The organism is Nocardia sp. CA-135398 (assembly GCF_050955845.1).
Lineage (GTDB): Bacteria > Actinomycetota > Actinomycetes > Mycobacteriales > Mycobacteriaceae > Nocardia.
Map to the genome: position 1 here is coordinate 7,126,073 of NZ_CP192084.1, position 26,619 is coordinate 7,152,691.

The 26,619-nt window shown below is 65.9% G+C and carries 23 protein-coding genes and 1 tRNA gene; 15 read left to right on the forward strand and 9 right to left on the reverse strand.

The genetic code is table 11. From position 1 onward, the window contains the following. Positions 1-357 precede the first annotated feature (357 nt). Positions 358-1,782, forward strand: coding sequence for a rifampin monooxygenase (gene rox / locus ACQP1T_RS31760; protein ID WP_433756704.1), 1,425 nt, complete (start codon positions 358-360; stop codon positions 1,780-1,782). A gap of 51 nt (positions 1,783-1,833) precedes the next feature. Here the strand turns inward: rox and ACQP1T_RS31765 are convergent, their stop codons facing one another. Continuing rightward, a complete protein-coding gene (locus ACQP1T_RS31765; protein ID WP_433756705.1) occupies positions 1,834-2,208 on the reverse strand; it encodes a cupin domain-containing protein in 375 nt (124 codons plus the stop codon). A gap of 76 nt (positions 2,209-2,284) precedes the next feature. Between ACQP1T_RS31765 and ACQP1T_RS31770 the strand changes: the two genes are divergently transcribed. The 3 genes from ACQP1T_RS31770 to ACQP1T_RS31780 all read left to right on the forward strand — a co-directional run bounded on the left by ACQP1T_RS31770 (position 2,285) and on the right by ACQP1T_RS31780 (position 4,325). Continuing rightward, the gene (locus ACQP1T_RS31770; RefSeq protein ID WP_433756706.1) at positions 2,285-2,755 is read left to right on the forward strand and encodes a MarR family winged helix-turn-helix transcriptional regulator; all 471 of its coding nucleotides are present in this window, start codon (positions 2,285-2,287) and stop codon (positions 2,753-2,755) included. Between the two features lie 536 nt (positions 2,756-3,291). Next, positions 3,292-3,918 carry a transglycosylase SLT domain-containing protein gene (locus ACQP1T_RS31775; RefSeq protein ID WP_433756707.1) on the forward strand — a complete coding sequence of 209 codons (627 nt, stop codon included), beginning with the start codon at positions 3,292-3,294 and terminating at the stop codon, positions 3,916-3,918. A 95-nt stretch (positions 3,919-4,013) separates the two neighbouring features. Continuing rightward, positions 4,014-4,325 (forward strand): hypothetical protein, encoded by a 312-nt coding sequence (locus tag ACQP1T_RS31780; RefSeq protein ID WP_433756708.1) that lies wholly within the window; start codon positions 4,014-4,016, stop codon positions 4,323-4,325. Position 4,326: 1 nt separating this feature from the next. Here ACQP1T_RS31780 and ACQP1T_RS31785 read toward each other — a convergent pair whose 3' ends face one another. Continuing rightward, a complete protein-coding gene (locus ACQP1T_RS31785) occupies positions 4,327-4,791 on the reverse strand; it encodes a MarR family winged helix-turn-helix transcriptional regulator (RefSeq protein ID WP_433756709.1) in 465 nt (154 codons plus the stop codon). Between the two features lie 58 nt (positions 4,792-4,849). On the opposite strand from ACQP1T_RS31785, the gene ACQP1T_RS31790 reads away from it, so the two are divergent. Continuing rightward, on the forward strand, positions 4,850-5,827 hold the full coding sequence (locus tag ACQP1T_RS31790; RefSeq protein ID WP_433756710.1) for a pirin family protein: 978 nt from the start codon (positions 4,850-4,852) through the stop codon (positions 5,825-5,827). A gap of 136 nt (positions 5,828-5,963) precedes the next feature. Further along, positions 5,964-6,260, forward strand: coding sequence for an excalibur calcium-binding domain-containing protein (locus ACQP1T_RS31795; protein ID WP_433756711.1), 297 nt, complete (start codon positions 5,964-5,966; stop codon positions 6,258-6,260). A gap of 61 nt (positions 6,261-6,321) precedes the next feature. On the opposite strand, the gene ACQP1T_RS31800 is transcribed toward ACQP1T_RS31795, so the two are convergent. After that, positions 6,322-6,543, reverse strand: coding sequence for a DUF3618 domain-containing protein (locus ACQP1T_RS31800; protein WP_433756712.1), 222 nt, complete (start codon positions 6,541-6,543; stop codon positions 6,322-6,324). 188 nt (positions 6,544-6,731) lie between these two features. Here ACQP1T_RS31800 and bcp point away from each other — a divergent pair, with 188 nt between their 5' ends. Then, positions 6,732-7,205, forward strand: a complete 474-nt coding sequence (gene bcp / locus ACQP1T_RS31805; RefSeq protein WP_433756713.1) for a thioredoxin-dependent thiol peroxidase — start codon at positions 6,732-6,734, stop codon at positions 7,203-7,205. 2 nt (positions 7,206-7,207) lie between these two features. On the opposite strand, the gene ACQP1T_RS31810 is transcribed toward bcp, so the two are convergent. Both ACQP1T_RS31810 and ACQP1T_RS31815 read right to left on the reverse strand, forming a co-directional pair. After that, positions 7,208-7,363: a hypothetical protein gene (locus ACQP1T_RS31810; protein ID WP_433756714.1), complete on the reverse strand. Its 156-nt coding sequence runs from the start codon at positions 7,361-7,363 to the stop codon at positions 7,208-7,210. Between the two features lie 119 nt (positions 7,364-7,482). Next, positions 7,483-8,745: a hypothetical protein gene (locus ACQP1T_RS31815; protein WP_433756715.1), complete on the reverse strand. Its 1,263-nt coding sequence runs from the start codon at positions 8,743-8,745 to the stop codon at positions 7,483-7,485. 314 nt (positions 8,746-9,059) lie between these two features. Between ACQP1T_RS31815 and ACQP1T_RS31820 the strand changes: the two genes are divergently transcribed. Beyond that, a complete protein-coding gene (locus ACQP1T_RS31820) occupies positions 9,060-9,680 on the forward strand; it encodes a TetR/AcrR family transcriptional regulator (protein WP_245672533.1) in 621 nt (206 codons plus the stop codon). 61 nt (positions 9,681-9,741) lie between these two features. Here the strand turns inward: ACQP1T_RS31820 and acpS are convergent, their stop codons facing one another. Both acpS and ACQP1T_RS31830 read right to left on the reverse strand, forming a co-directional pair. Beyond that, a complete protein-coding gene (acpS, locus tag ACQP1T_RS31825; protein ID WP_040687506.1) occupies positions 9,742-10,176 on the reverse strand; it encodes a holo-ACP synthase AcpS in 435 nt (144 codons plus the stop codon). A 93-nt stretch (positions 10,177-10,269) separates the two neighbouring features. Continuing rightward, on the reverse strand, positions 10,270-19,623 hold the full coding sequence (locus ACQP1T_RS31830) for a fatty acid synthase subunit beta domain-containing protein (protein ID WP_433756716.1): 9,354 nt from the start codon (positions 19,621-19,623) through the stop codon (positions 10,270-10,272). A 386-nt stretch (positions 19,624-20,009) separates the two neighbouring features. On the opposite strand from ACQP1T_RS31830, the gene ACQP1T_RS31835 reads away from it, so the two are divergent. Next, positions 20,010-20,091 (forward strand) — tRNA-Leu (locus tag ACQP1T_RS31835). Between the two features lie 519 nt (positions 20,092-20,610). Further along, entirely contained in the window at positions 20,611-21,093 is a 483-nt protein-coding gene (locus ACQP1T_RS31840; protein ID WP_433756717.1) for a fumarylacetoacetate hydrolase family protein, read from the forward strand. A gap of 55 nt (positions 21,094-21,148) precedes the next feature. On the opposite strand, the gene ACQP1T_RS31845 is transcribed toward ACQP1T_RS31840, so the two are convergent. Both ACQP1T_RS31845 and ACQP1T_RS31850 read right to left on the reverse strand, forming a co-directional pair. Continuing rightward, a complete protein-coding gene (locus tag ACQP1T_RS31845; RefSeq protein WP_433756718.1) occupies positions 21,149-21,799 on the reverse strand; it encodes a polysaccharide deacetylase family protein in 651 nt (216 codons plus the stop codon). A 5-nt stretch (positions 21,800-21,804) separates the two neighbouring features. Next, on the reverse strand, positions 21,805-22,368 hold the full coding sequence (locus ACQP1T_RS31850) for a TetR/AcrR family transcriptional regulator (RefSeq protein ID WP_433756719.1): 564 nt from the start codon (positions 22,366-22,368) through the stop codon (positions 21,805-21,807). Positions 22,369-22,549: 181 nt separating this feature from the next. Between ACQP1T_RS31850 and ACQP1T_RS31855 the strand changes: the two genes are divergently transcribed. The 5 genes from ACQP1T_RS31855 (at position 22,550) to ACQP1T_RS31875 (ending at position 26,492) form a co-directional block, all read left to right on the forward strand. Further along, positions 22,550-23,404 (forward strand): alpha/beta hydrolase, encoded by an 855-nt coding sequence (locus ACQP1T_RS31855; RefSeq protein ID WP_433756720.1) that lies wholly within the window; start codon positions 22,550-22,552, stop codon positions 23,402-23,404. Between the two features lie 5 nt (positions 23,405-23,409). Next, complete coding sequence (locus tag ACQP1T_RS31860; RefSeq protein WP_433756722.1) at positions 23,410-24,096, forward strand: VOC family protein; 687 nt, start codon at positions 23,410-23,412, stop codon at positions 24,094-24,096. An 89-nt stretch (positions 24,097-24,185) separates the two neighbouring features. After that, entirely contained in the window at positions 24,186-25,025 is an 840-nt protein-coding gene (locus ACQP1T_RS31865) for a fumarylacetoacetate hydrolase family protein (protein WP_433756723.1), read from the forward strand. Continuing rightward, positions 25,013-25,363 (forward strand): DoxX family protein, encoded by a 351-nt coding sequence (locus ACQP1T_RS31870; RefSeq protein ID WP_433756724.1) that lies wholly within the window; start codon positions 25,013-25,015, stop codon positions 25,361-25,363. Before ACQP1T_RS31865 ends, ACQP1T_RS31870 begins: the two co-directional genes overlap by 13 nt. A gap of 37 nt (positions 25,364-25,400) precedes the next feature. Further along, positions 25,401-26,492: an NAD-dependent epimerase/dehydratase family protein gene (locus tag ACQP1T_RS31875; RefSeq protein WP_433756725.1), complete on the forward strand. Its 1,092-nt coding sequence runs from the start codon at positions 25,401-25,403 to the stop codon at positions 26,490-26,492. The last annotated feature ends 127 nt before the right edge of the window (positions 26,493-26,619 follow it).

A 26,619-nucleotide genomic window follows, 5' to 3' on the forward strand; every position in this document is an offset into this window, starting at 1 on the left:
TTGTACCGGACCGTCACCAAAAGCACACCAAAAAGTCACCACCATCTGTCGCCGGATCCTGAGCAACCTAGTGGGCCGGTCGTACTGCGCGAACCGGGTTCTCGACTGTGGCCGCTGCGCCGGTCACCGAAGCGGCCATCGCCAAACTCGGGTTCGCTCAACGCCCTCGACATTGATCGGGCCAACTCCCCTCCCTATATATCGCTTGCGGCAAGCCCCTGGGGTGCCGCACACTGGGCCACCAATGCCAGGACCTGCGGAAATCCGGAATCGGCGAGACGCTTGCACACGCGGGCCGCGCCTGAGGACGGGGACGCACGGCGACTGGGGGCAGAGAATTAGGCGAATGGGTGGTTCGTGTTCGATGTGATCATTGCCGGGTGCGGGCCCACCGGGGCGATGCTGGCCGCTGAACTGCGGCTGCACGATGTGCGGGTCCTCGTTCTGGACAAGGAACCCGAGCCCGTATCGTTCGTCCGCATAGTCAGCCTGCATATTCGCAGTCTCGAGCTGATGGGGATGCGCGGACTGCTGGATCGGCTTCTCGAACGCGGAAGACTGCGTCCGGTCGGCGGTATCTTCGCCGCTATTCCCAAACCCGCACCCGAGGGCCTGGATTCCGCGCACGCCTATCTACTGGGCATCCCGCAGCCGGTCATCAATCAGCTGCTCGAAGAACATGCGATCGAATTGGGTGCGCAGGTCCGGACCGGTTGCGCGGTAACCGGTTTCGAGCAGGACGACGAGGGAGTGACCGTCGAGCTGGCCGATGGGGAACGGCTGCGGTCGCGTTACCTCGTCGGCTGTGACGGCGCGCGCAGTACGGTGCGCAAACTGCTCGGCGTCGACTTCCCCGGCGAGCCCTCGCGAAACGAGACGCTGATGGGCGAGATGGAAGTGGGCGTGCCGCAGGAGGAGATCGCCGCCAAGGCGGGCGAGATCTACACAACCGATAAGCGATTCAGTCTCCAGCCCTTCGGCGACGGGGTCTACCGCGTCGTGGTCCCCGCCGCGGGAGTCAGCGACCGCACCGAACCACCCACCCTCGAGGATTTCCGACAACAGTTGCGCGCCATCGCCGGAACCGATTTCGGCGTGCACTCGCCGCGCTGGCTGTCCCGCTTCGGCGATGCCACCCGGCTGGCCGAGCGTTATCGGGTCGGTCGGGTGCTGCTTGCCGGTGACGCGGCGCACATCCACCCGCCAACCGGCGGTCAGGGCCTGAACCTGGGCGTTCAAGACGCAGTCAACCTCGGCTGGAAACTCGCCGCACAAATCCACGGCTGGGCCCCGGAAACATTGCTGGACACCTACCACAGCGAACGCAATCCCGTCGCCGCAGATGTGCTCGACAACACCCGCGCGCAGATGCAACTGCACTCCACCGAACCAGGCCCACAGGCCGTGCGCAGGCTGCTCGCCGAACTGATGAACTTCAACGAGGTCAACCGATACCTGATCGAGAAGATCACCGCGATCGACATCCGCTACGACTTCGGCGCAGGCCCCGACCTGCTCGGCCGCCGCCAGCGCGACATCGACCTGAAACAGGGCCGCCTCTACGATCGACTACATCGAGGCCGCGGCCTGGTACTCGACCGCACCGAACGTCTCACCGTCGAGGGCTGGTCGGACCGAATCGACCTCATCGCCGATCCCACTGCGGCACTGGATGTTCCGGCCATCCTGCTACGCCCCGACGGCCACGTCGCCTGGATCGGCGAGCACCAGCCGGACCTGAACAACCACCTCTCCCGCTGGTTCGGCAAGCCCGCCAACTGATTTCACCAGTAGTGGCCATCTCGCCGGGAGCGTTCTTCGCCACCTACGCCATCAGGCGACCCATGGCGGGTTGATGACGGTTCCGTCGGGCAGCTCACCGCGGAATCCGACCGGGACCGTCACCACGAGCACGGCCGGTTCGGCGGCCGAATTCGTCAGGGCGATCATCGAATTCGCGGGCGCCACCGCGGCATCACCGGCCACCAGCGCCTCCGCCTGTCCGTCGATCGTGATCGTCACCGCGCCCTGGATGACGACGAACGCCTCCTCGCGCAGCACCTTGTGCGGCACGCCTTCGCTATCGGCGGACACCTGGATCTGCCAGACGCACAGTTCGGCGCTGCCGGTGCCGGGGCGAATGTAGGAGGTGAAGCGGGTGCCGTGCATTTCGTGAACTTCGGCGTCGGCGGCGCGGGTTACTGGCATGTCGTACTCCTTCATTTGGTCAAGCAGATTGACTATATAGTCAAGCAACTTGTCCATCTATGTCAAGATGTAAGGCATGTCGGATCCGAAACCCGCTTCGACCCTGCGGCCCGGCCAGGACCTCGCACTGCTTTTGCTGGCCGCGGGGGCGGCCGCGACGGATGCGATCCACGCCGGGGTGGCCGCGGCCGGATTCGCCGACGTGCGGCCGACGCACGGGTTCGCGTTCGTACGGCTGGCGCCGAACGGGGCGACAGTCGGCGAATTGGCCGAACATCTCGGAGTGACCAAGCAGGCAGCAAGTCAGCTGGTCGACGAACTCGTACGCAAGGGTTACGCCGAGCGCAATGCGCACCCCGACGACGCGCGCGCCCGATTGATCACACTGACCGCGAAAGGATGGGCCTGCACGCGCGCGGCCGATGCCGCCGCAGCCCGATTCGCCGACCAGTGGGCGTCGGTTTTGGGCGATTCCACGGTGGCCCAATTGCGTAACACTTTGACCCGCGTGGTCGCCCCTGGACGGGTCCGTCCGGCCACTTGGTGACCAAATCGAGACAAAGTGGCCTGCGTTACTCGGAAATTTCCGTGACCTGCGTCACATCACGTTTAGCAGCAAACTCCCCGCATAGAGGGGGTTTCCAGTAGCCCGACCAGGGCTTTCCAAGATCGGCAACGCCTGCCATTCACCGTTCGTTCATGTTGCGTTAACCGACCGTGACCAAGCTGAGACCAGGTCAGAAACAGACCGCAGTTTGGTAACACCGTGGAGCAATCCACACACAGTCGGAAAACGACCGCAACGGCAGATGGGTTTCACCCGCCGCGGTCGCTGGAGATAGCAGCGGCGCTACAGCCCGTGACCGCATTCTCCCCCGCTCGACAGCGGCACCCGCTGGGAACCGACCCCGGGTGGCTCTAACCGCGTCGTGCGCCAGGGCTCGCCTGGCCTTCACAACAAAACCCGAAAACAGCATACGAACCGATTCAGGCGGGCTTCCAACCGGGTGCCCCGTCGGAGATCCGCGCTGTCTGAACCCGGCGGATCGCCTCTCTGGACACGATCAAGGAACTGATTTCGAAATGCTCGACAAACGCCTCCCCTCTTTCCGCCGCCTTTCTCTGCGTGACGGTGTCACCCTGGCAGTGGCCGCAGCCGGTGTCATCGCCGTCGGCACCTCCTCCGTAGTCGCGCTGGCCGACGACAGCGTTCCGTCGCGCATTGCCATGGTCTCCGAGCAGCAGCCCGCTGCCGCGCCGGTCGACGCGGCTGCTCCGGCCCCCGCGGTCACGCCGGTCGACGCCCCGATCATCCCGGGTCTGCCCGCCCTGCCCGAACTGCCGCCGATTCCGGGCCTGCCCCTGCCGCCGCCCCCGGCCCCGGTCTACGAGGACAACCTCGACGGCTGGATCCACCACGCCCTCGACATCATGGCGGCGAACGGCATCCCGGGCAGCTACGACGGCATCTACCGCAACATCATGCGCGAATCGGGCGGCAACCCGCAGGCCATCAACCTCTGGGACTCCAACGCCGCCGCCGGCATCCCGTCCAAGGGTCTGCTCCAGGTGATCGACCCGACCTTCAACGCCTACCACGTCGAGGGCACCGCCTGGGACATCTGGGATCCGGTCGCCAACATCACCGCGGCCTGCAACTACGCGGCGCACCGCTACGGCTCGATGGATAACGTCAACTCGGCGTACTGATCCGCGACTGCTGAACAAATGCCTCCCCGCCCGACGGCGGGGAGGCATTGTCGTAGGGTCGACCAGAACCGACCACCACCGATGCGGATTCCGCCATGACCGATTACGCCCACTCCGACCACGCGTCGAAGAGCCGCGCCGAGAAGGCGCGCCGCCTGGCCACCTATATCTGGGATCGCGGCATCACCGGAACGGAACTGCTGGATATGCCGACCGCGGTTCGCCGGAAGCTGGCACGTGCGGCCGAGACGAATCCACCGAGCACCGACGAGACGTGGACAACCGTGGCCGAACTGCTCGACGAGAAGGATGCCTGGGCCGCTCGGCATCCGAATCATCCTGCGGCACAGCGTAATAGCAGCGACGAGAAGCTGCTGTGGGTGAAGCCGCCGATCGCACCGTGGTGATTCAGTAGCCGAGTTCGGACTCGCTCTCGGCCTCGCCGACCACCTTGTCCGCCAGCGAGCGCAGCGCACGCGCCTCCGCGGGTGTCATCGGATCGACGAAGATCCGGCGCACCAACTCGACATGGTTCGGGGCCGCCTTCTCCAGCAGCTTGCGTCCCTCGGGTGTGAGTTCGACCAGAATCCCCCTGGCGTCGTCCTCGGCCGGGCGACGGTCGACGAGCCCGCGAGCGGCCATGCGCGCCAAATGTTTCGAGAGCCTGCTCTTCTCCCAGCAGACCTCGGCGGCCAACTCCTTGGCGCGCAGACAGCCGCCGGGCGCGGCCGACAACGGCACCAGCAGTTCGTAGTCGGCGGTGGACAGGCCGTCCTGGGCCAGCCCGGCCGATAGCGCCGCATCCAGGCGCTGACGCAGCCGGATGAAGGCCTGCCAGGTCTCCTGTTCGTCATCGTTCAACCAACGCACCACGGGAATGATCCTAGCCAGCGTTTGGTTGACATGGACACCAACTCTTCAGGAGGTGCCCATGCCAGCCATCACCGTCCCCGACATCATGGTGCTGCCGCGCCTGCCCCGACCCACGGATTCGACGCGGGAACGGAAGGTGAGCAGCATCAGCACCGCACATCAGCAGCGCGAAGGCGCTGGCTTCGAGGTGCGCAGGCCGTTCCCCAGCATGGATCTGCGCTCGGCCGACCCGTTCATCCTGCTCGACCAGATGGGGCCGGTCGCCTACGAGCCTTACGAGGCCAAGGGCGCGCCGTGGCATCCGCATCGCGGCTTCGAGACCGTCACCTACGTCATGGACGGCACCGTGGTGCACCACGATTCCAATGGCGGCGGAGGCGTCATCAGCGAAGGTGACACCCAATGGATGACGGCCGGTTCCGGCATCCTGCACGATGAACTGCCCGCCGAGGAATTGGTCATCGCGGGCGGCTGGTTCCACGGCATCCAACTGTGGGTCAATCTGCCACGCGCGCAGAAGATGGCCGCGCCGCGCTATCAGGATCTGCGCGGCAGTGAATTGACGCTGGTCAGTTCGCACGACGGTGGCGCACTGGTGCGCATTATCGCTGGTGAGATGGGTGGCTTCGCGGGGCCGGGTTCGACCTACACCCCGATCGCCTACGCGCACGCCTCGATCACGCCGGGTGGCCAGCTGGAAACCCCATGGCCGCAACGGTTTACCGCGATGGCATACGTACTGTCCGGCAGCGGAACGGTGGGCGCCGAGCGTCGACCGATCGGCGAAGGCCAACTCGCGGTATTCGGTCCCGGCGACTCGATCACCGTCGCCGCGGATGCCTTGCAACACAACCGAACCGGCGACCTGGAGGTGCTGCTGCTCGGCGGCCTGCCGATCAAAGAGCCTGTGGTGCAATACGGCCCGTTCGTCATGAACACCCGCGCCGAAATCATCCAGGCCATGGCGGATTACCAGGCCGGACGCATGGGCAATATCCCCGCCGAACATCTCGCGGGTAAGCGTTTGGGCGAATAACGAACGCAGGGGCGTTGTCCCCTAATGCCCCTAATTGTTTTGCTGCGCAGTTGACAAGTACGCGGCCCGTCACAACAGTGGATGCGGCGTCTCCCCCTGGACGCTACTCCACCGCAGCACACAAACAGAGGAATATATGAACGTTCGCCGGCTCACCGTCAGCGTTGCCGCGGCAGCACTCGCCTTTCTAGCGGCGCCCGCAGCCCTGGCCGACGTCCCCACCGGTTCCGCAGGAACGGGCTCATCCGCCGTCGATACCGGATCGGCCGCGACCGGTTCGGCAGGCCTGTCCCAGACGGGCTCGGCCGGTGGCGCCTTCGCCAACTGCGACGAGGCCCGCGCGGCCGGTCGGGCACCGCTGTTCCGCGGGGAACCGGGCTACGGCCCGCATTTGGATCCGGACGGCGACGGCTTCGCCTGCCCGACGGTCTGATAGCCCTGAAACGCAGAACACCCGGTGTGCTCAGCCACACCGGGTGTTCTGCGTTTTCGGCTCAGCGGAAAATCTTGACCAGCACCAACCCGACAACCACCGCGGCCGCGCCGATCAGGCTGTATTTCACCTTCGGCTGGTTCAGCTTCGCCAGCACAATGTGCTTGGTGTCATCGGCGATGCGCTGTGGATCGGCCCGTACGGCGATTTCGTCGAGCGTGCTCGCGAGCCGTGTCCGCGCGGCCTCGATCTCCCGCTCGATCCGCTCGGTATCCCTAGCCACGTATATCCTCCTGTGTTCAATTTGCGGTGCTCGCGGGTCTTTCCGTGGTTACGCAGGCTGCCGCCTCCGAGCCCGTCGCTCACACCGCGTGTTCGAATGTGCCGCGAACCGCGCTCGCCGACGAGTCTAGCCAGCCGGGCCGCGTCGGTGCGGCCGCGTTGTCGGGGCGTTCGATTACCGTGCAAGAGGTGACCGACAACCAACGACTCTCCCCCGGCGATCCCGCCCCGGCTTTCACCCTGCCCGACGCCGACGGCAAGGACGTGTCGCTGTCCGATTACCGCGGCCGCAAGGTGATCGTCTACTTCTACCCCGCCGCGAGCACGCCCGGCTGCACCAAACAGGCCTGCGATTTCCGCGACAACCTCGCCGAGCTCGAGGGCGCTGGCATCGATGTCATCGGCATCTCCCCCGATAAGCCCGCCAAATTGGCCAAGTTCCGCGACAACGAAAAGCTCACCTTTCCATTGCTCTCGGATCCGGACAAATCCGTCCTCACCGCATGGGGTGCGTTCGGCGAGAAGACCATGTACGGCAAGACCGTCACCGGCGTTATCCGATCCACATTCCTGGTCGACGAAAAAGGCGAAATCGAAGTGGCGCAATACAACGTCCGCGCCACCGGCCACGTAGCCAAACTTCGTCGGGACCTGTCGGTATAGACCTACTGCTCGAACGAGCGGACGAACTGTTCGTAGCCGCCGAGCAGCCGATCAAGGCCGAACTGCAGATCGGCTTCCGCCCAACTGGTTTCGTCCAGGTCGAAGGCCTGATGTGCGAGGGCGAGAGCCAACGCTGGGTAGGGCTGCAGGTCGATCACGCGGCCATGTACCCGTCGTACTCGGCGCTGGCCGCCATCTCCCTGGCCATCCGCATCCGCCCGATCTATAACCGAAAGGTCCGGAGCCGCTGGGGCACCGGACCTTTCGTGTGTTTCTCCTAGGTGGGCTGCAACTGCTGTGTTGCCCATTGCACGAGCAGGCGGAAGTGGTTGTCCCACCAGTGGTAGGACTCGGGGGTGAAGGCCGCTGGGGGTGGCGCTTCACCGGGGAAGAGCATGGCTCCGTTCGGGGCGCCGACCTTGGTCGTCGGTCCGGGGACACCGGTGCCCGGGAGCGGCGGCTGAGATCCAGCCGCCTCGTTTTCGTGCTCATGCATATCCGGGGAGATCATGCCGGGTGGCTGAGCGCCCCAGTGCAGGAAGGTGTATTGCGGAGAATCGCCCAGATCGAGGTCGACCACCGTCGCGTTGGAGGTGGATCCGGCGGCCGTCGGTTGCCGGGCCTCCGGACGATCGAACGGGTTGATATTCGGCTGCACCGACGAGCCCGCGGCGGAGCCGCTCGCCGATCCGGTATCACCGTCGACCATGCGGGCATCCGCGGTCACCCGGGCGTCCGCGACGACCGCGCCCGTACGTGTTGTCACGTACAAGCCGCCCACGACCAGCCCGCCGGCCAGCACACTCGCCGCGGCAAACATCGCCGTATGACCACGCGCACTGCGCACCCGCTCGACCGGCTCGCTCACACCCAGCGCGTCACTCATCGCGAACAGCGCAGCACCGACCGCCGAGGCGGAGGTCCCGATCTTGCACGGCAGCACCGGCGCGCCGAAGCCGTCCATCGCCGTTGCCACCACCGAGCCGTCCGCGGCCGAACCGATCAGCACCACCGCATCGGGCCGGACCATCGCCGCCTCGAACTGATCCCAGGCATCCGACACCGCCACGTCGAGTGCCTCGGCGGTCGCACTGCCGGCATGGCTCGTCGCGGCCAGTACCCGGCTGCGCTTGCGGTCGATCAGAGTGAACGCCTGATGCCCAGGGACCACCTCGCAGATGAGCAGATCGTCGAATTCATCGAGCCAGGTCATGACCCCGGCCACACTCAGATGTGCCGACTTGGCCGATACCAGCGAGGCAGTATGCCACGGGCCGGACGCCAATTTGGTGACGATGGCGCGCCGCTCGGCGGCATCGCGGTAGGCGACCGCCGCGCCCACGATCTCGCGCTCCGACTCCAGCTCTGCGGCTAGGGTGTCCAGCGCCGTCTGAACCGCGACCGCCAAGTCCGCCTTCGAATCGCCACGAGTTTTCACCACCCGCTGAAGCAGCACCCGCTCGGGTAGCTTCTCGCCGCCGTCGGCGATGGCTACCGCGTGAACGGCGCCGCGTTCGGTGGAAACGCCTAGTGTTACCACGGATCGAGCTCCCACTGATCACGCCTTCCCAGTGCAATTGCAGAGCTCACGAGCTTGCCGAAACCCCTGAGCCCCTTGGATTCCCCGGCACGAAACGTGCGTCGAGATGCACGCACGCTCGGTTATGTGTTCGGCGCCATTTCCGCCTTGGATGGGTGATGAAATGTGACAGTCCTTAACACGCAGATACGGTGCGCGTGTCGCACGCGTGTCGATACCGCTAGCCTTGATACGTGGATGTACGCACGGAGGCCAGGTCGAAGCAACGACGTCTGGACCCCGCGTTGGACCTGCAGGACGACCCGCAGGAGCTCATGCCGCGGCGCAGGCCCACTCAGGAGCGCAGTAAACGCAAGTTCGATGCCCTCTTGCAGGCGTCCCGGGAATTGCTCGTCGAGGTCGGGTTCGAATCGTTCACCTGCGAAGAGGTGGCCGCGCGGGCCGAAGTGCCGATCGGCACGCTGTACCAGTTCTTCGCCAACAAGTACGTCATCGTCTGCGAGCTGAATCGCCAAGACCTGGTTGCGGTTTCCCAGGAACTCGCCGATTTCCACGGTGAAATCCCGTCATTGGACTGGTTGCGGCATATGAACCAGTTCGTCGACCATCTGGCGAATCTGTGGCTGACCGACCCGTCCCGGCGCGAAGTGTGGCTGGCCATGCAGTCCACCCCGTCCACCCGAGCCACCGGTGCGATCCACGAAAAGGAATTCGCCGAGGTCGTCTCGCAAATGCTGCGCCCGTTGACTCCGCGCACCCCCCGCGCGCGCCGCACCATGATGGCCGAAGTCTTGGTGCACGTGGTCTATTCCATGCTGAATTTCTCCGTGCAAGACGACCAGAGCAACACCGAAGCGGTCTCCGAACTCAAACGACTGATGGTGGCGTACCTCATGGTCGCCGAAAAAGAATCCCGAACCGGCGGCGAGCGCTAACCTTTGGCAATCCGCGTTCGAGCCGGGCGCCATCGGGTTCCCGGCTCGAACATCGCCTCGGCTACTGCGCTTCGCGACCTTCGATCAGGTCGGCGAGTTCACCCGGATCCTCGAGGACGACCATCGCGGCCGCCGTATCGCCGTCGTGCGTCAGGGACAGGTGAACCCTTGCGCGAGGCAGGAATTCGGCGGCCAGGCCGTGCAGTTTGATGCTCGGGCGACCCCAGGCGTCGTTGACCACCTCGATGAGGGGGTACGGGTTGTCGCCGATCTGCGGGCGGCGCGCGAAACGCGAAGACGCCCATGCCTTCAGCACCGCCTCTTTGGCCGCCCAGCGCGCCGCGTAACTGCGTGCCGGGTCGGTGCCCTTGCTCTGGCAGTAGCGCCGCTCACCGGCGGTGAAACTCTCCCGGAGCATGGTGGTTCCGGACCGTTGCAACTGTTCGGCGAACTCGGAAATGGTCACCAAGTCCAAGCCGATACCCAGGATGGTCAATGCGTCGCCGCTCCTCCGCCTTCGAGCCCAAATGAAAAACTCAGAGTGCGGCCGCCGTAGCGACCGCACTCTGCACGGTAATGGCCGGAGCCACTACGCCATAGAGCCACCGGCGTCCAGTTGCCCGAGAATCACTGCCCCGGTGCCGCAACCCGCACCGTCGGCCCGGTAGGTGCCGTTGCCGGACAGCCGTGCCTCCGGCGAGAGCAGCACGTCGGCCTCCAGCTGCCGCTTCTGCTCCGACGGCGTGCCATCGGCACCGAGGCGCCGATCCGCCGGCCGCTCGTACAGCGGGGCACCGCCGCACATGGCCTCGGTGAACCGCTGCCGTCCGGCGAGCTGACGCTGCTGCGCCCGGCGCTGGTACTCCTCGCGCCGTCCCGGCTCGATCGCCTGGATGAACGCCTCCGGATGCACCACCGCGAGCAGACCCGAGACGTGGCCGAAGCCGAGCGAGGTCAGCAGACCGGCCTTGAGCGGGAACCGCTCACCGAAACGCAGCGGTTCGCGCGCCCAGACCAGATGCGGGTATGCCTGCATCTTGTCGTCGACGCAGTCCAGGCTCCGATTCGGCGGTACCACACCGTTTTCCAGCACCTGGCACAGGCCGATGAGCTGGAAGGCGGCCGCACCGCCCTTGGCGTGTCCGGTCAGGCTCTTCTGCGAGACCACGAACAGCGGGGCGCCCTCGGAGCGTCCGATGGCCGTGGCCAACCGCTCGTGCAGTTCGGACTCGTTCGGATCGTTGGCCGCGGTCGAGGTGTCGTGCTTGGAGATGACCGCGATATCGTCCGGCGCCACACCGAGTTTGCGCAGTTCGGCGGCGAACTTGGATTCGCGACCGCCACGCCCCGCACCGAGTGCGCCCAGGCCGGGCGCCGGGATGGAGGTGTGCACGCCATCGGCGAAGGACTGCGCGAAGGCGACCACACCGAGCACCGGCAAACCGAGTTCGAGCGCGATATCACCGCGCGCCAGCAGGACGGTGCCACCACCCTGCGATTCCACGAAGCCGCCGCGACGGCGGTCGTTGGCGCGGGAGAAGTACCGGTCGCTGATGCCCTTGGCGCTCATGGCCGCCGAATCCGCGGTGGCCGACATATCACCGAAGCCGACGATGCCCTCGATACCGAGATCGTCGAAGCCACCGGCGACCACCAATTCGGCCTTGCCCAAACGGATCTTGTCGACGCCCTCCTCGACCGACACCGCCGCCGTCGCGCAGGCCGCCACCGGATGCACCATGGCGCCGTAGCTGCCGACGTAGGACTGCACCACATGCGCGAGCGCGACGTTCGGCAGTGCCTCCTGCAGGATGTCGTTCGGGCGCGACTCACCGAGCAGGTTGTCGATGTAGAGCGAGCGCATCGAGGACATGCCGCCCATACCGGTGCCCTGGGTGTTGGCGACCAGGCTCGGGTGCACCCAGCTCATCAGTTCGGCCGGGCTGAATCCGGAGCTGATGAACGCGTCGACGGTGCAGACGATATTCCACAGCGCGACCCGGTCCACCGAGGCCGCCATATCGGCGGAGATGCCCCAGATGGTGGGATCCCAGCCGGTCGGGATCTGACCGCCGACGGTGCGCGACAGCTTGGCCTTGCGCGGCACCCGGATCTCGGTGCCCGCCTTGCGGATCACCTGCCAGTCACCGGAATCGGCGACCGGCGTGATCACCGTGTGCTCCGGATCCGCGGCGTAGAAGGCGCGCGCCTCGGCCTCGCCGCCGACCGTGAAGGTCAGATCCTGGTCCAGGAAGACCGAGGTCATCAGCGGTGCGGCATTGTCGATCATGGCGCCGTCGTCCTCGTAGCGGCGCACACCGCAGCGCGCGACGACCGCGTCGTGGTACTTCTCGGCCAGCTCGTGTTCGGGGACGTAGTCACCGGATTCGGTGTCGTACCAACCGGGCTTGGGATCGTTCTCCCAAGTTACCAAGCCGGTGGTCCAGGCGAGTTCGAGCACACCAGCGGCCGAGAGCTCGTCGGAGACCTCCATCTCGAACCGGGTGCGCGCCGAACCGTACGGGCCGAGTTCACCGGCGCCGACGATGACGACCATATCGGCGAGATCGGCGGTCACCGAACCCCATTCGGGCACCGGCAGCGCCGAGCTCATGGTCGGCGGTGCGGGCAGCGCCGAAATCGTCGCCGCCGCAACGGCTTCCTCGGTCTCGGCCGGTGCGTCCTCCTGGGCCTGCTTGGCCAGGGCGGGCAGATCGAGCTTGACCCTGGCGAGTCCGCCGGTGAGGTCGATCTGCTGCGGTCCGGTGGCGGTCACCTGACGGGCCCGCGAGGTGCACCACTTGAGCAGCTCGTCGGCCATCTCGGTGGTGGACCAGGTATGCACACCGGCCTTTTCGACCGCGGTCACCATCGGATCGTTGTGGCCCATCAGTCCGGTGCCGCGCACCCAGCCGATCAGGGCGTGCACCAGGGTGACTCGGCTCGACCACGACTTCTCGGCCCGCCACTTGGCGACCACCGCGTCGAGTGCGGCCTTGGACTCACCGTAGGCGCCGTCGCCGCCGAACATGCCGCGGTTGGGCGAACCCGGAAGCACCACATGCAGTTTCGCGTCGACATCGTGATCGGCGCCGATCTTGGACAGCCCACCGATGAGCCGCTCGACCGACCAGAGCAGCACCCGCATCTCCATTTCGGCGCGGGCCCCGGCGTCGGCGAGATCACCGGCGACCCGTGGCGCCGCGAACGGCAGCAGCAGGCTCGGTGTCATCGCGTCCTTGATCTTGACCTTCGCGCCGCCCGCATTGTCCACCTGCTCGCTGCCGACCCAGTCGATCAGCGCGTCGACGTCCTGGTAGGACGCCATATTCGCGGGGACGACCCACAGCGCGGCGCCGTGGCGCGCGTTCTCGCGGTAGAGCTTGCGGTAGAAGCCGAGCCGCTCGTCATTGAGGCTCGAGGTGGTGACCACGACCGTTGCGCCGCCGCCGAGCAGTCGACCGGCGGCCGCCGCCGCGATGGAACCCTTGCTGGCACCGGTGATCACGGCGGTATCCGAGGACCAAAGTCCGGACTCTTCGGTGTTCAGCGCGGCCTCGGCGATGCGCTCGTACAGTCCGGCGAGTACCGAGCGGGCCTCGTGCTTGGCCTTCTCACGCCACCAGTTCGCCTGTGCCGCAACGGCTTCACCGGCACCGAGGAAGCCATCCACCGACTCCTCGCCCGAACCGATGTCATCGAGCAGCCAGAGCTTGGCCAGATCCTCGCGTGCGGTCGCCCAGCGGTCGTCGATCAGTACGGCCTTGCGGGCGTCGAAGGCGGGCGCGACCAAACGCGGCCAGTCCGAACCCAATTCGGCCGAGACCAGATCGACCAGGGTGTCGTCGGTGGCCTCCGGCGCGGACGCCTGGTCGGTCAGGCCGAGCTGTTCGAGCACCACGCGCGCGGCCGTGGCAAGCACGCCGTCGCGACCGGTGATCTGTTCGGTGAACTCGCCCAGCGCCGCGGCGTCCACGGTGGCGCCGCCACCGCCGCCCGCGCTCGGCAGCGATACCGCGACACCGCGTCGGGCCGCGACGGCCTGCACGGCGGCGTCGATGGCCGCATCGACCGAGGCTGCGTCGCTGACACTCGCGACCAGCCCGCCGAGATCGCCGCCGCGCACGCTGACGCCCTCGCGGGTGCCCAGCGAAACCTCGGCGGTGACGTGGTGGGCCCAGCCGTCGCCCAGCTCCCAGACCTTCTTGACGCGCTCGGCGATCGCGGCGGGCCGCTTGCCGGACGGTCCGAAGACCTTACGCAGGTGATCGCCGATGGCATCGGAGAGCACCGAACCGAAAGGCTTGTAGGTACGGGCAAGTCGCTCGACTGTGGCCGAGAGCGCACCCATATCGGCATCGGCGGCACCGTCGATCGCACCGAGCGACAGCTCGGAGCCGAGGTCGACGAGCAGCTGATTGCGCCGCGACGAGACACCGTCGCAGAGACCCTCGATGGTGTCGACCGGGCCGATCTGATCCAGCCGCAGCTTGGTCCACAGCGCGATCAGTACGCGGGTGGCGTCGGCGGCGGTGAACGCGATGTCATCCGGACGCGGACCACCCGAGCTCGCGACCGGGGCGGCCACCGGCGCCGCCGCGACCGGCGCTGCGGCCGAAGCGGTTTCGACCGGCTCATCGGCGGGCTCGTCGACCGGCGCGGGATCGGTATCGGTCGAGTAGACGACCGCGGCCTCGCGCTCGATATTCAGCACCTCGACGGTGACCGTGCCGAAGGCGGGCAGCTTCAGCGTCTGGCTGGCCAGGTTCGCCACGGTCGGCGTCGCGCCCAAACCGATTTCGACGAAACGCTGCACGCCGAGTCCGCCGTTGGCGGTATCGGTGAACAGCAGATCCTGGGTCTCGATCCAGCGCACCGGGCTGGCGAACTGCCAGGCCAGCAGCTCGATCAGCACCACCCGGCACAGTTCGGTCGGACGTGCGGCCCAGCCGTCGAAGTCGGCGAGCACGGCGGCCAGCGGCTCCGAAGGCACCAGATCGGCGATCTCCTGGATGAATGCGCGCTCCAGCGAGAACGGCTTGGGCACCAGGTTCGGAATGTAGCGTCCGACCAGGATTTCCGGGTGCAGATCCGCGGGCAGCAGCTGTTCGAGCTTCTGCCGGAACTCCGGCACACCCTCGCGCAGCACGGTGGAGTGGAACGGCACATCGATGCCGGGGACCAGGATGAACGCCCGCTTACCACCGAATTCGGCACGGCGACGGTCGATTTCGGTCTCCAACGCCTCCAGGCCCTTGACCGTGCCCGCGATCGCGTACTGCGAACCACGCAGGTTCAGGTTGACGACCTCGAGGAATTCCCCGACGCTCTCGCCCACACCGTTGACGAAATCGATGACCTCGTCATCGGGCAGCCCGATCTGCGACGGCCGGATGGCGGCCATCCGATAGTCGCTGCGGCCCTGGGCATCCCGGGGCACCAGCTCGTGCATGGCGGAGCCGCGCTGGAAGACGACCTCCAGCACCGCCTCCAGCGGCAGCACACCGGCGACGGCCGCGAGTGCGTTGTATTCACCGACCGAATGTCCGGCCAGCATGGCGCCGTCGACGTAGGCACCGGCCTCGCGCAATTCGGCGACCTGAGCCACACCGAGCACCGCCATGGCGACTTGGGTGAACTGGGTCAGGTGCAGCACGCCGTCCGGGTGCCGGTGTTCGACACCGCGCGCCTTGAGGTAGGTCGGGTTGTCCCGGACCACGGCCAGGATCGAGAAGCCCAGTGCCGCGCGGGTGTGCTTATCGGCGCGCTCCCAGATCTCCTTGGCGGCCTTGGAGCGGGCGCGGGCGTCCAGGCCCATGCCCTTGCGCTGGATGCCCTGGCCCGGGAAGGCGTAGACGGTCTTCGGGGCGGCGGTGCGACCGGTCGCGGTCATCACCAGATCGCCGTCGGTGCGGCAGGAGACCTCGACGATCTCGCTGCCCGCGTCGACCGCGATCCGCTCGACGCGCACGTCGATCTCCGCGCCCGGGCGGACCATACCGAGGAAACGAGTGGTCCACGCGGTCAAAGTCCGTGCCGGAGTGGAACTTTCGGGATCCACCGCAGACACCACGTGCTGCGCGGCGGCCGAAAGCCACATGCCGTGCACGATCGGGCTGCCGAGTCCGGCCAGCTTGGCGGCCGAATCGCTGGTGTGGATCGGGTTGTAGTCACCGGAGACCGCGGCGAAGGCGCGCATGGTGCGCGGCGCCAGGATGGTGACATCACGGCGACGCCGACGCGGGGTGTCGGTGGCCGCATCGGAGACCACACCGGCCGCGCGCGGCGGATCGGTCAGCTCGCCCGCGCCGTTGCGGCCGCGGATGGCGAAACGTTCGGTCAGCGTCGCCAACGGCACCACGTCGAGGCCCTGATCCCGCATCTCGCCGACCGACACCCGCACCTCGACGACGCGTCCCAGATCGGTGTCGACAACGTCACCCGATTCGGCGCGGACAACGAGAATGCTGGTGTCCTGCGGCAGGTCCCGCTCGAGTGCGACCTGGTGATCGAGGTGGACCAGATCCAGCATGCCCTCGATGACACTGTCACCATCGGCGCTGCGCGCGGCGCCGAGCACCGCGAAGACGGCCGGCCAGCACGCGCCGACGAGCACATCGGGCACGCTGCGCCCGAGCGTGCTCAGCGCGCCGGGCAGACCCGAACCGGTGACACCCGCGTGATCGGCGATCAGATCCGGGGTCCACGCCACATTGAGGTGTGCGACCTGGCCCTTCACCTCCGGCAGCGCCTGACCCGCGGCGACCGCGAGCAGCGCGGACATGGCGGTGTCGGCATCGGTTTCGGTGATGACCGGTGCGCCGCCGTTGTAGAGGGAGGTCGGCACGGTGATGCGCAGGCGGATGCGCACGGCGTCACCGCCGAACAGCGGCACCGTGAGCTCGACATAGGCGTGATCGGCATCCGGTCCGGTGGTCTCGGTGACCGTCGCACCGGTCGGCGGGTGTACCGCCCCCTTATCGCCTACGGTCCATTCGGTGACATCGCCGAGGCGGTGGATCGGGTTGACCGTGGTGCGGCCGGACCATTCGACATCCGGCGCGGCCAGCACCGCGTCGATCGGTCCCTCGGTGATACCGGCGCGGCGGCGCGCGTCGATCGCGACCGGCACCACACCGGCCCGGACCAGCGTGTGGGCCGTGTCCTGCTCGAAGCGATCGAGCAATTCGCCGACCGGCTCGTCGACGCGGGTGATACCGGCGACCGCGACCGTGCCCGGAATGACACAGACCTGATCGGCCGAGTAGCGCGGATCATGGGCCTGCCACAGCGAATCCGAACGCCACCAGCGGCGCACATCGCCGTCGACCACCGGCACGAAGTTCACCGGTTTACCCGGGGTCTTGCACAGGCTGACGAAGAACGGCACATCCGCCGGGTGCAGCAGGGTCTGCGCGGCCGCCGGGTACCGCTGCTTCAGCGCGCACAGCGCGTCGACCGGATTCTCGAAGGCCTCGTCGGATTCGAACAGCGTCGGAATCTCGCCGCGATCGGCCGGGTGCAGCCGGGATTCGGTGCGGCGCATCATCTCCGCGAACCGGTCCCGCCAAGTGATATCGAGCCAGACCGAACGGGTGGCCTCCAGGATGGCGTCGCCGAGGTCGCTGCCGCAGTCGAAGTCCTTGCGTCGGTCCAAGCCGACGGCAAGCTCGACGTAGCGTTCCAGCCACTCGAGGTAGGTCATGGTGGCGACATCGCCGAAGTACGGCTTGGCCGTGGCATTCAGCGCGGCGATGATCTCGTCGCGACGCTCGGCGACCGCGTCGGCATCACCGGCGACCTCGTCGAGCAGGCGGCCGGTGCGCGATGCCGCATTGTCGATCTCGTGGATATCGGCGCCCAATTGGCTACGGCCGGAAGCCATTCCGCCGGTCGCGGTGCCCGCGCCGACCCAGTCCGGGGTGCCGGGGGTATCGACGAGCAGCTGCTTGACCTCGGGTGCGGTGGTGGCCTCGAGCGTCGCCATGGCGGCGGTGCCGACCAGTACGCCGTCCAGCGGCATCACCGGATAGCCGTGCGGCACAGCCCATTCGCCGGTCAGGTATTCGGTGGCGCGCTCCGGGGTACCGATGCCGCCGCCGACGCAGACCACCACATTGTCGCGGTTGCGCAGCTCGGCGTAGGTCTCCAGCAGCAGATCGTCCAGGTCCTCCCAGGAGTGGTGTCCACCGGCCCGGCCGCCCTCGATGTGCATGATCACCGGGTAGTCCGGCACCTCGTCGGCGATGCGCAGCACCGCGCGGATCTGGGCGACGGTGCCCGGCTTGAACGCCACATGCGTGATGCCGACCTCGGTCAGCTCCGCGATCAGCGCGACGGCCTCTTCCAGCTCCGGGATGCCCGCCGTAACGATGACGCCGTCGAACGGCGCGCCCGCCGCACGGGCCTTCTGCACCAGGCGCTTACCGCCGAGCTGCAGCTTCCACAGGTACGGGTCGAGGAACAGCGAGTTGAACTGCACCGCGCGACCCGGATGCAGCAGCGTCTTCAGCTCGGCCACCCGGTCGGCGAAGATCTGCTCGGTGACCTGACCGCCACCGGCCAGCTCCGCCCAGTGCCCCGCATTCGCCGCCGCCGCAACGATTTTCGCGTCGACGGTGGTCGGGGTCATGCCAGCGAGCAGGATCGGCGAGCGACCGGTCAGCTTGGTGAACGAGGTCTCGACAACGATGCGTCCGCTCGGCAGGCGCACCGGGCGCGGCGCGAAGGCCGACCACGGCTGGGGCACCTCGGGAGCGGCACCAGGGGTCAGCAGGCTGCGCTGACCGGCACGGGTCGCGGCCGCGACAATGCCGACGCCGGTGCCTTTGAGCGAACCGCTGGTGAGCCGACTGAGCAGATCGCCGGGGCCCAGATCCAGAATCCACTGCGCACCAGCGGCGACGACGCCGTCTACCTCCTCGACCCAGTCGATGGGGTCGACGAGGATCTCCTTGGCAAGCGAGCCCGCCAGTTCCGCATCCAGACCACACTGGGACGCCCAGCCGCTCACGATGTCGACCGTGTCGGCGAGCGCGGGGTGATGGAAGGCCACATCGACGGCCAGATCCTCGAAGACCGGCGCGAACACCGCGCCACCGCGCGTCTTCGCATCGCGCTCGCGAGTCTGCTCGTCATGGATCTGGGCGCAACGCTGACGCACCCGCTGCAGCTGGGTCGGCGTACCGGAGAGAACCACGCGCCGCCGACCGTTGCGAATCGAAACCACCGCGGCCGCAGCCGGATCCACACCCGCGGACACCTCGGCCACCACCGTGCGCAGATGCTCGGGATCGACATTCGATACCGCGACCATCGACGAACGCTCGCCCACCGGCATCAGACCGCGCCGCCGGGCAACCAAACCCGCTGCGGCACCGATCATTTGGGCAATGGCGAGCAGTTCGGCATCGCGCTGTCCACCGGCCTGCACCGAGGTCGCGGCCAGACGCCCCTGCGAGTGCCCGACGACCGCGACCGGCGCGTGCTCGTTGGCGTCCAGACCCTGCAGCCGCAGTGCGCGCACGGCAGCCACCTGCGTCAGGAATACGCCCGGCATCGAAACCACGGCGGACCGGAGCACCTGCTCCGACGGCGCACCGGAAACCTCGGCATCGTCACCTTCGGCGAGCTCGTTCTCGAGCATCCAGCCGATCGGGTCGAACCCGACAGGTCGCACCACAAGTAGTTGTGCCGCAACAGGTTCCAGCAGCGTCGCCGCTTCGTTGACCAACGCGGTCAGCTCGGGCTCCAGTGCGGCGTCGCGCCCGATTTCCTCCAACTCACCGAGCCAGCGCGCACCCTGCCCACCGAAGGCCAGCGCGTAGGGCGTTCCGCCCAGCAGTCGATCCAGCAGCGGGGCCCGTGAACCCCCCTGCTGTGGCGCCCCAACCACTTTCGGGCTCTGTCCGGTTCCGGCCGCAGTGCTCTCATTGATCGTCAAGACGCTTCGACTTCCTTCTCCTGGCGACATGCCGTCGAGACACGCCGCTCCCTCCGGTGCGCAGGTGTTCCTCACCAATGAGCCCTGATGACTGCAAGGATTCCAGAAAATCATGAGGAAATCCTCACGTTTGCGTTGCGACGCCTGCCTTACCGTCGAGTATTTGCGGACAGCCGTACCAGAATGCCCAGAAACATGACCCTCCCTCATGTTCAAACCCGCTGGTCCACCCGGTTACCAACGCGTACGAAACATGAGCACTCCTCATGTTGAGCGTTATCTAATCGTTATAATACCAGGTGAGGTTACTGGCGAGTACGACATGCCGGGGCTGCGCTTCGCGATGTCGGTCAAGCCCGGTAGAGTTTGGACGGTCGTACCATCAAGCGCGAGTGGCGAAATTGGCAGACGCGCCAGATTTAGGTTCTGGTGTCCACGGACGTAGGGGTTCAAGTCCCCTCTCGCGCACAGATTCGTGTCACGCGTGACACCTCTGGTAGCGGCGTGTTCGAGAGCACTCATACACGCGGAGGCTACTCGTGGATATCTGTCCTGACCTGCAATGTTTGCGGCAGGCGTGTCGAGAGAACTGCTAGCTGTGGGGGGCGATTCCCGCTGTCGGGCGCGTGTCCCGGCGGGTGGTCGTCTGATTCCGGGCGTCATCGCTTCCCGGGCCTCGAGACAAGTCCAGGGCGGTGCGGTCGATCCCGCTGTCGGGCGGGTGTGGCGATGATCCCGCTGTTGGCGTTTCCTCAGGCGCCGTTGGAGGAATTGATCCATGGCCCGGTGACTGCCGACCCCGGTTGTCCGAGCGCCGGACGGCTATTTCCGCATCCCGTATCGGCAGCGACGGGTGGTGTGCTTGTTCATCGGCGATCAGGTGCTGCTGCTCGGACACCGCGGCACCGGTCGCCTCGTTGTGCATCCTCGCGCCGCCCTGGACAAGCTTTGTGCCGCGAGCGTGAACCTCGCCGGGGCGGTGCGCCCATGACGACATCCATCCAGCCCGCGGCGAACGCGGAAACGGTGGCTGCCGCAAAGAGCCACCCCGGATTCGGCCCGATCGGTCCATGGCTGACGACCCTCGACGAACTGCCGAATCCGAGCGATCTCGCCATCGAAACCAGGCTCGACGATGAGCTCGTCCAGTCGGGTCGCACCGGTTCCATGATCTTCGGTGTCGCCACGCTGGTCAGCTATCTGTCACAAGTGTGCGAGCTGATGCCCGGCGACTTGATCTTCACCGGCACCCCATCGGGCGTCGGCCATTCCCGTATACCCCCACGCTTTCTGACCCCGGGCACCACCGCGCACTCGACCATCGAAGGTCTCGGAGAGCTCCACAATCTCTGCGCCGCCGATTACCGAACGCCGACTGAAATCGCCGACCGACAGTTGCAGGCCCACCCGTCGACGATCACGGGCAAGGTGACGGCGCTGACCCGGTGCCGCACAGTACGAAGGCTCTGAGATGATCCGGACCTTTCCTTTCCACTGGTTCATCCGCCCAGTCGCCGAATTGTATTCAGACGTTCTCTGCGCACAATCCGGAAAGGGAGCCGGTTCTTTTACCACGCCGGATGGGCACGCAGTCGGGTGGAAAGTTTTGCACGACATCAATGTTCAATTCGGCGAACCGGTCCAGCAGTGACGGCAGAGAACGCATTGCGCCGGTGGGCAAATCGTGAATGACGACCAAGCTCCAGTCTCGAGTAAGGACGTCGTCGACACATCGCTTCACCCAACCGTCGGGTCGATCCCAGTCGTGCGGGATGCAGTTCCACAACACGCAGGTGAAGCCGTTGGCTTCCAAGTAACGCACCGCTGCGGCGCTCAGTAGTCGCTTATCGAGGATGCCGCCACCACCGGAAGGTCGAAATAGCCTGTCGGGACCTGCAAGTGATCCGAGCAGGGTGTGGGTTGCCCCGATCTCCCGATAGGGAAGGTCGGGATCGTCGCTGTCGCCGAACTGGATCGAATGCGTCATGGTGTGGTTACCGATCCAGTGGCCCTCGCGCACCGCGCGCCGGACGATCTGCCGGGCACCGGGCGCGCGCAACCGGTCCCCGATGACAAAGAACGTCGACAGGATGCCGCGGTCGCGCAGGATATCGAGGACCACCGGTGTGACCTCGGTGGGCCCGTTGTCAAAGCTAAGCGTGACCTTGGTCCGCATTGTCCCTACGCGCCTTTGGCCTTGAGTCCGGCAACGACGAGATCGGCCACGAAGTTTGCGTGTTCGCGGACAGCGGTTGGACGCCGCGGGTCCTGCGGATCGAGCAGTTCGGCAAGGGGAACGAGGCTGAACGGCGCCGTCGCGCCGTGTGCGACGAGGAAATGCAGACTGCGAATGTCGGCGTTGGTAAGCACGCCGGCGTCGACGAGCACTTTCAAGGGGGCCATGACTCGGGCGATCGACGGACCGATGTGTGTTTCCCAGAGGTAGGTCAGGCGGGGGCTGGGCGACGCGCCCTCGACGGTGACCAATCTGAGGATCTCCGGGTGGGCGGCATGCAGTTCCAGAAAGCGCACGATCGTGTGCCGCGTTGCCGTGACGACATCGGACTCGGCGCCGGTATCGAGCTCCGCCAGCCCACCTTCGATCTTGCCGAAAGCCCAGTCGATCATGGCGAACCACAGCGCTTCCTTGGAGCCGAAACGCTGGTGGATCAGGTTGTGACTCACCCCCAGTTCACGGTTGATCGCGGCCACAGAGGTGCCGTCGAAGCCGCGTTCGGAGAACACTCGCAGGGCTGCGGCCAGGATGTCGTCAATCGAGGCGGGAGATTCGTCGGCGGGCGGCCGACCGCGGCGAGGTGCGGTGGTCATGGGACCAATATACCCCTAGATGTTGACAAGCATCTATTTCGCGTGTTTATTGATGGCTATCAATTTATCTTGTTTCGATACGTTCAGGAGGTCCGTGATGCGACGGGAAGACCACGTGGTCGGCGAAATCTTCGCCTACCGATTCGCCGGCCCCGACGCCGACCACGCCCTGCTCGTCCAGCACGGAATGGGTGGGCATGGCGGTATTTACGACAACTTCGGCGCGCACTACGCCGGGCTCGGCGCTGAGGTGTGGTCGATGGATGCACCCGGCCACGGCCGGTCCTGCGCCGCCCGTCGCGCAGGCGATTTCACGCTCGACGAATGGGTCGCCGCGGCGCATGAAATGGCTGATCACATCATCGCCGAAACGGGGCTCCCGGTCTTCGTCAAGGGGTCCTCGCTGGGGGCCGCCGCCGCCTATTGCGCATACGCCGCATCGGACAAGTTCGCAGGCGCCATCTTGATGGGTTACGGCATCCCGTCCGGACCGCTGATGCCGGCCGACAACCCGTTTCGCACCCCGGCCTATGAACAATTGATCGCCCAGTACGGTCATGCGCTGGAGTTCAACGTCGACCGGTTCATGGACTTCGACGAGGACTACGGGTATCGCGGCGCCGGCAAGCAGAAGCACCGCGATCCCCTCAACACCTGGAACTACGACCTGGCGGCGATGGGTTCGCTGATGCGTTATGACCCCGAAATCACCTTGGCGGACAACACCAAGCCCATCTTGTTCGCTGTCGGGGAGAAAGACCCCATCTTCCCCCCGGAGTTGGCCAAGACCGTCGTCGACGCCACCGGCGGACCGGTCGACTTCCACGTCCACCCCAACGGCGTGCATCAATTAATGCTCTTCCACACCGCCGAGTACGCCGCGGTCGTGCACGACTGGTGCCACAAGCAGATGGCCAACGCAACAACAATCGCGACGACAACAGGGAAGTGACCATCATGACCGCCGTCCACCCGCGTGGGGTGAACCACGTAGCCATATCCACCCGCAACATCAAGAACCAGATCGCGTTCTTCACCGATGTGCTCGGCTGCCCGCTCAAAGCGCTCTATCGCATGCACGGCGCCGAGGGAGCGTGGCACGCGTTCGTCGAACTCAACCCCGAGTCTTACGTTGCGTTCGTCTACCACCCCGACAACCCTGACACTCGCGACTACGGGGTCACCCATGCCGGCAACGCCTCGGCGCCGGTCACGGCCGGTGCCCTGCAGCACATCTCGCTGCACGTCGCCGACTTCGCCGAGCTGCTCGGCCTGCGCGACCGCATTCGTAGCCGCGGCATCGTGGTGCTGGGCCCCGTCGACCACGGATTCTGCAAGTCGATCTACTTCGCCGGACCCGAGGGTCTCACCCTGGAACTCACCACAGGTGAGGCGATCGACGATCGGGCCTGGATCGACCCGGAGATCGTCGAGATCAACGACATCGGCCCCGACGAGCTCGAAAAGTACCGCCAACCCGAAGAATTCGTCTCCGGCACCGGGCCGGTCGCGCAGCCCGGAAACGACCCCGCCAAACCCCATATGCACTATCCGGCCGAAGTCTATGAGCAGATCATCGCCATGCCCGATGAGCTGGTGTGGCAAATGGCCAGTCAGACCGACCCGCCGGTACGCCTGGACTAGGTCGAGACTGCACCTGAAATCAAGGATTCACGACCATGAAGCTTGCCAACCTTGCCAACCGAGCCACGCTCGTCACCAGTACCGGGACCGTGGACATCGCCGATGCCTCCGGCGGCCGTTTCCCAAGCAACCCCGACCAGGCTCTCGCGTGCCTCACCGATATTCACACCTGGTATCGGTCGACCGGCCCGATCCCGGACGATGAGCACACCATTGACACACTGGCCAGCGATCCGTCCCCACTAGGGCCTCCGGTCACCAACCCCGGCCAAATCTTCGCGGTGGGCCTCAACTACGCAGACCACAGCCAAGAGACGGGTCTGACCGTCCCCGACGAACCGCTCATCTTCACGAAGTTCGCATCCTCGATCGCCGGACCTGCTCACGCAATCCCGCTGCCCACCGAGACCTGCGACTGGGAAGTCGAGCTCGTCGTGGTCATCGGATCTCCCGGACGCGACATCGCGGCCGAGAACGCGGCACGCCACATCGCCGGCTTCTGTGTCGGTCAGGACATCTCCGAGCGCAAGGCCCAAATGGCCGGCAGTCCAGCCCAATTCAGCCTCGCGAAAAGCCACCAGGCTTTCACGCCGATCGGACCTTGGATCACCACTCTCGACGAGCTGGCCACCCCTTACGATCTGGCCATCACCGCGAGCATCGATGGCGAGACGGTTCAGTCGGCCCGCACCTCCGACATGATCTTCGACATTCCCACACTGATCAGTCACCTGTCGAAGGTCTGCGAATTGCGGACCGGCGATCTCATCTTCACCGGCACCCCGGCCGGTGTCGGCTACTCCCGAAACCCCGCGCGCTACTTGCGGCCCGGCAACCTGCTCACATCGAAGATCGAAGGTCTTGGCGTGCTCCGAAACGCAGTGACCGTCGCACAAAACTCATGGAGCGCAGTCCAATGCACATCGTAACGGCGGTCCTCACTGTGGCTCTGGCCCTCATCATCGGCGCGGCTGGTATCCCAAAGATCCTGAACATGGGTCCTGCGGGCAAGAACGCTGAGCACCTTGGGATCTCCACGAGTCTTAACCGTGCGATCGGCATTCTCGAACTCTGCGCAACGGCCGGACTTCTTGGTGGCTTCGTTGTTGAGCATCTCGCGATCGCCGCGGCAGCCGGAGTAAGCCTGCTCATCATCGGTGCGCTGATCACCCACATACGCGTGAAGGATCCGATGTCGGCGATGATCCCCGCACTTGGCGTCGAGACGCTCGCCTTGGCGGTACTGGCGCTTCAAATCGCTTGGTAGACAGCACATTTACCCATCCATCAAAGGAAAGTTCAGAGTGCCTCAGATCTTGATTACCAGCGGCGGCGGGCCGGTCGGGCTCAACACCGCACGCGCACTGGTCGCCACGGGGGCTTCAGTTGTCCTCAACGCTCGCCGCGGACACGACACAATCGAGAAAGCTTTAGGCGAGCACCGCCAACAGGTCGCCATCGAATCGGTGGACTTGTCGCGCAGCGGGGAAGTGTTTGATCTGTTCAGCAGGTACAACTTTGACGCGGTGATACACACCGCGGCGGCCCATCAGCACGCTCAGAGGCGCGTCGTGAACCGCGCCAACTACGACATGCTCTTCAACTGTCTGGAAGCCGCTCAGGCCACCGGAGTTACCCGCTTCGTCCACGTGAGTTCGATCGTGGTCTATGCCGGCCTGCAACCGCCGTTCAACGAAGACCAGCGTTTTCCGGTGGAAACGCTGATCGATGACCATCCCAACGCGATGGGCGCCATCGATACCCCTGATGGCGGCAGGGTGCTCGCGGTACCGGAGTTCGAAGTTTGCGTCAAACGATCCCTGGAGTGCATCGCACTTGATTACGCCGCTCCGTGGCGGATGGGCGGATCGGCAACGGTGCCCACCAATCAGAATCTCAACGAGCACCAGCTTGAAGTTGCCGTGCTCCGTCTCACTTCACAGTTCGGGCCGGGCTATAAGGAGATGGGTAGTCCCATCAGTCGTGCAGTTCACACCGCAGCGGGCAGGGGAAATCTGATGGCCGGGGCGGGATATTTCGGTGTGCCGCTGCCACAACTGTGGAGCATGATCGCCGCGTCCCCGCTGACCTACGTTCGCGACACGGCCAATGCCCTCGCGCGCGTCGTCGGTGCCGACACCCTTGCGCATCGGATCTACAACCTGTCCAGCGGTTACACCACCAGCGCACGCGAACAGCTGCTGGCGCTCTATCAGATAAGACCCGATGCCGCGCGGCAAGTGGGGATGGATCCGGAAACGCTGCGGGCTGAACCGTATCCTTCGGGCGGGTTCAATGCGGATCTACTGACCCGCGACACCGGATGGCGCCCCCAATTCACCTTCGAAGAAGCCCTTGAAGACTATCTGAGCTGGCTTAGCGAAAACCCTTACTGAGCTCGTACCTGCCTCAGCTCCCCGGAGCCGTTCACCACCAGCCCCATGGTGTGCAACCTCGACTCCAAGGAACAGTGACCACCAGGTGATGGAAAACATGCGTTAGGAACGAGATGACGGGCACTGG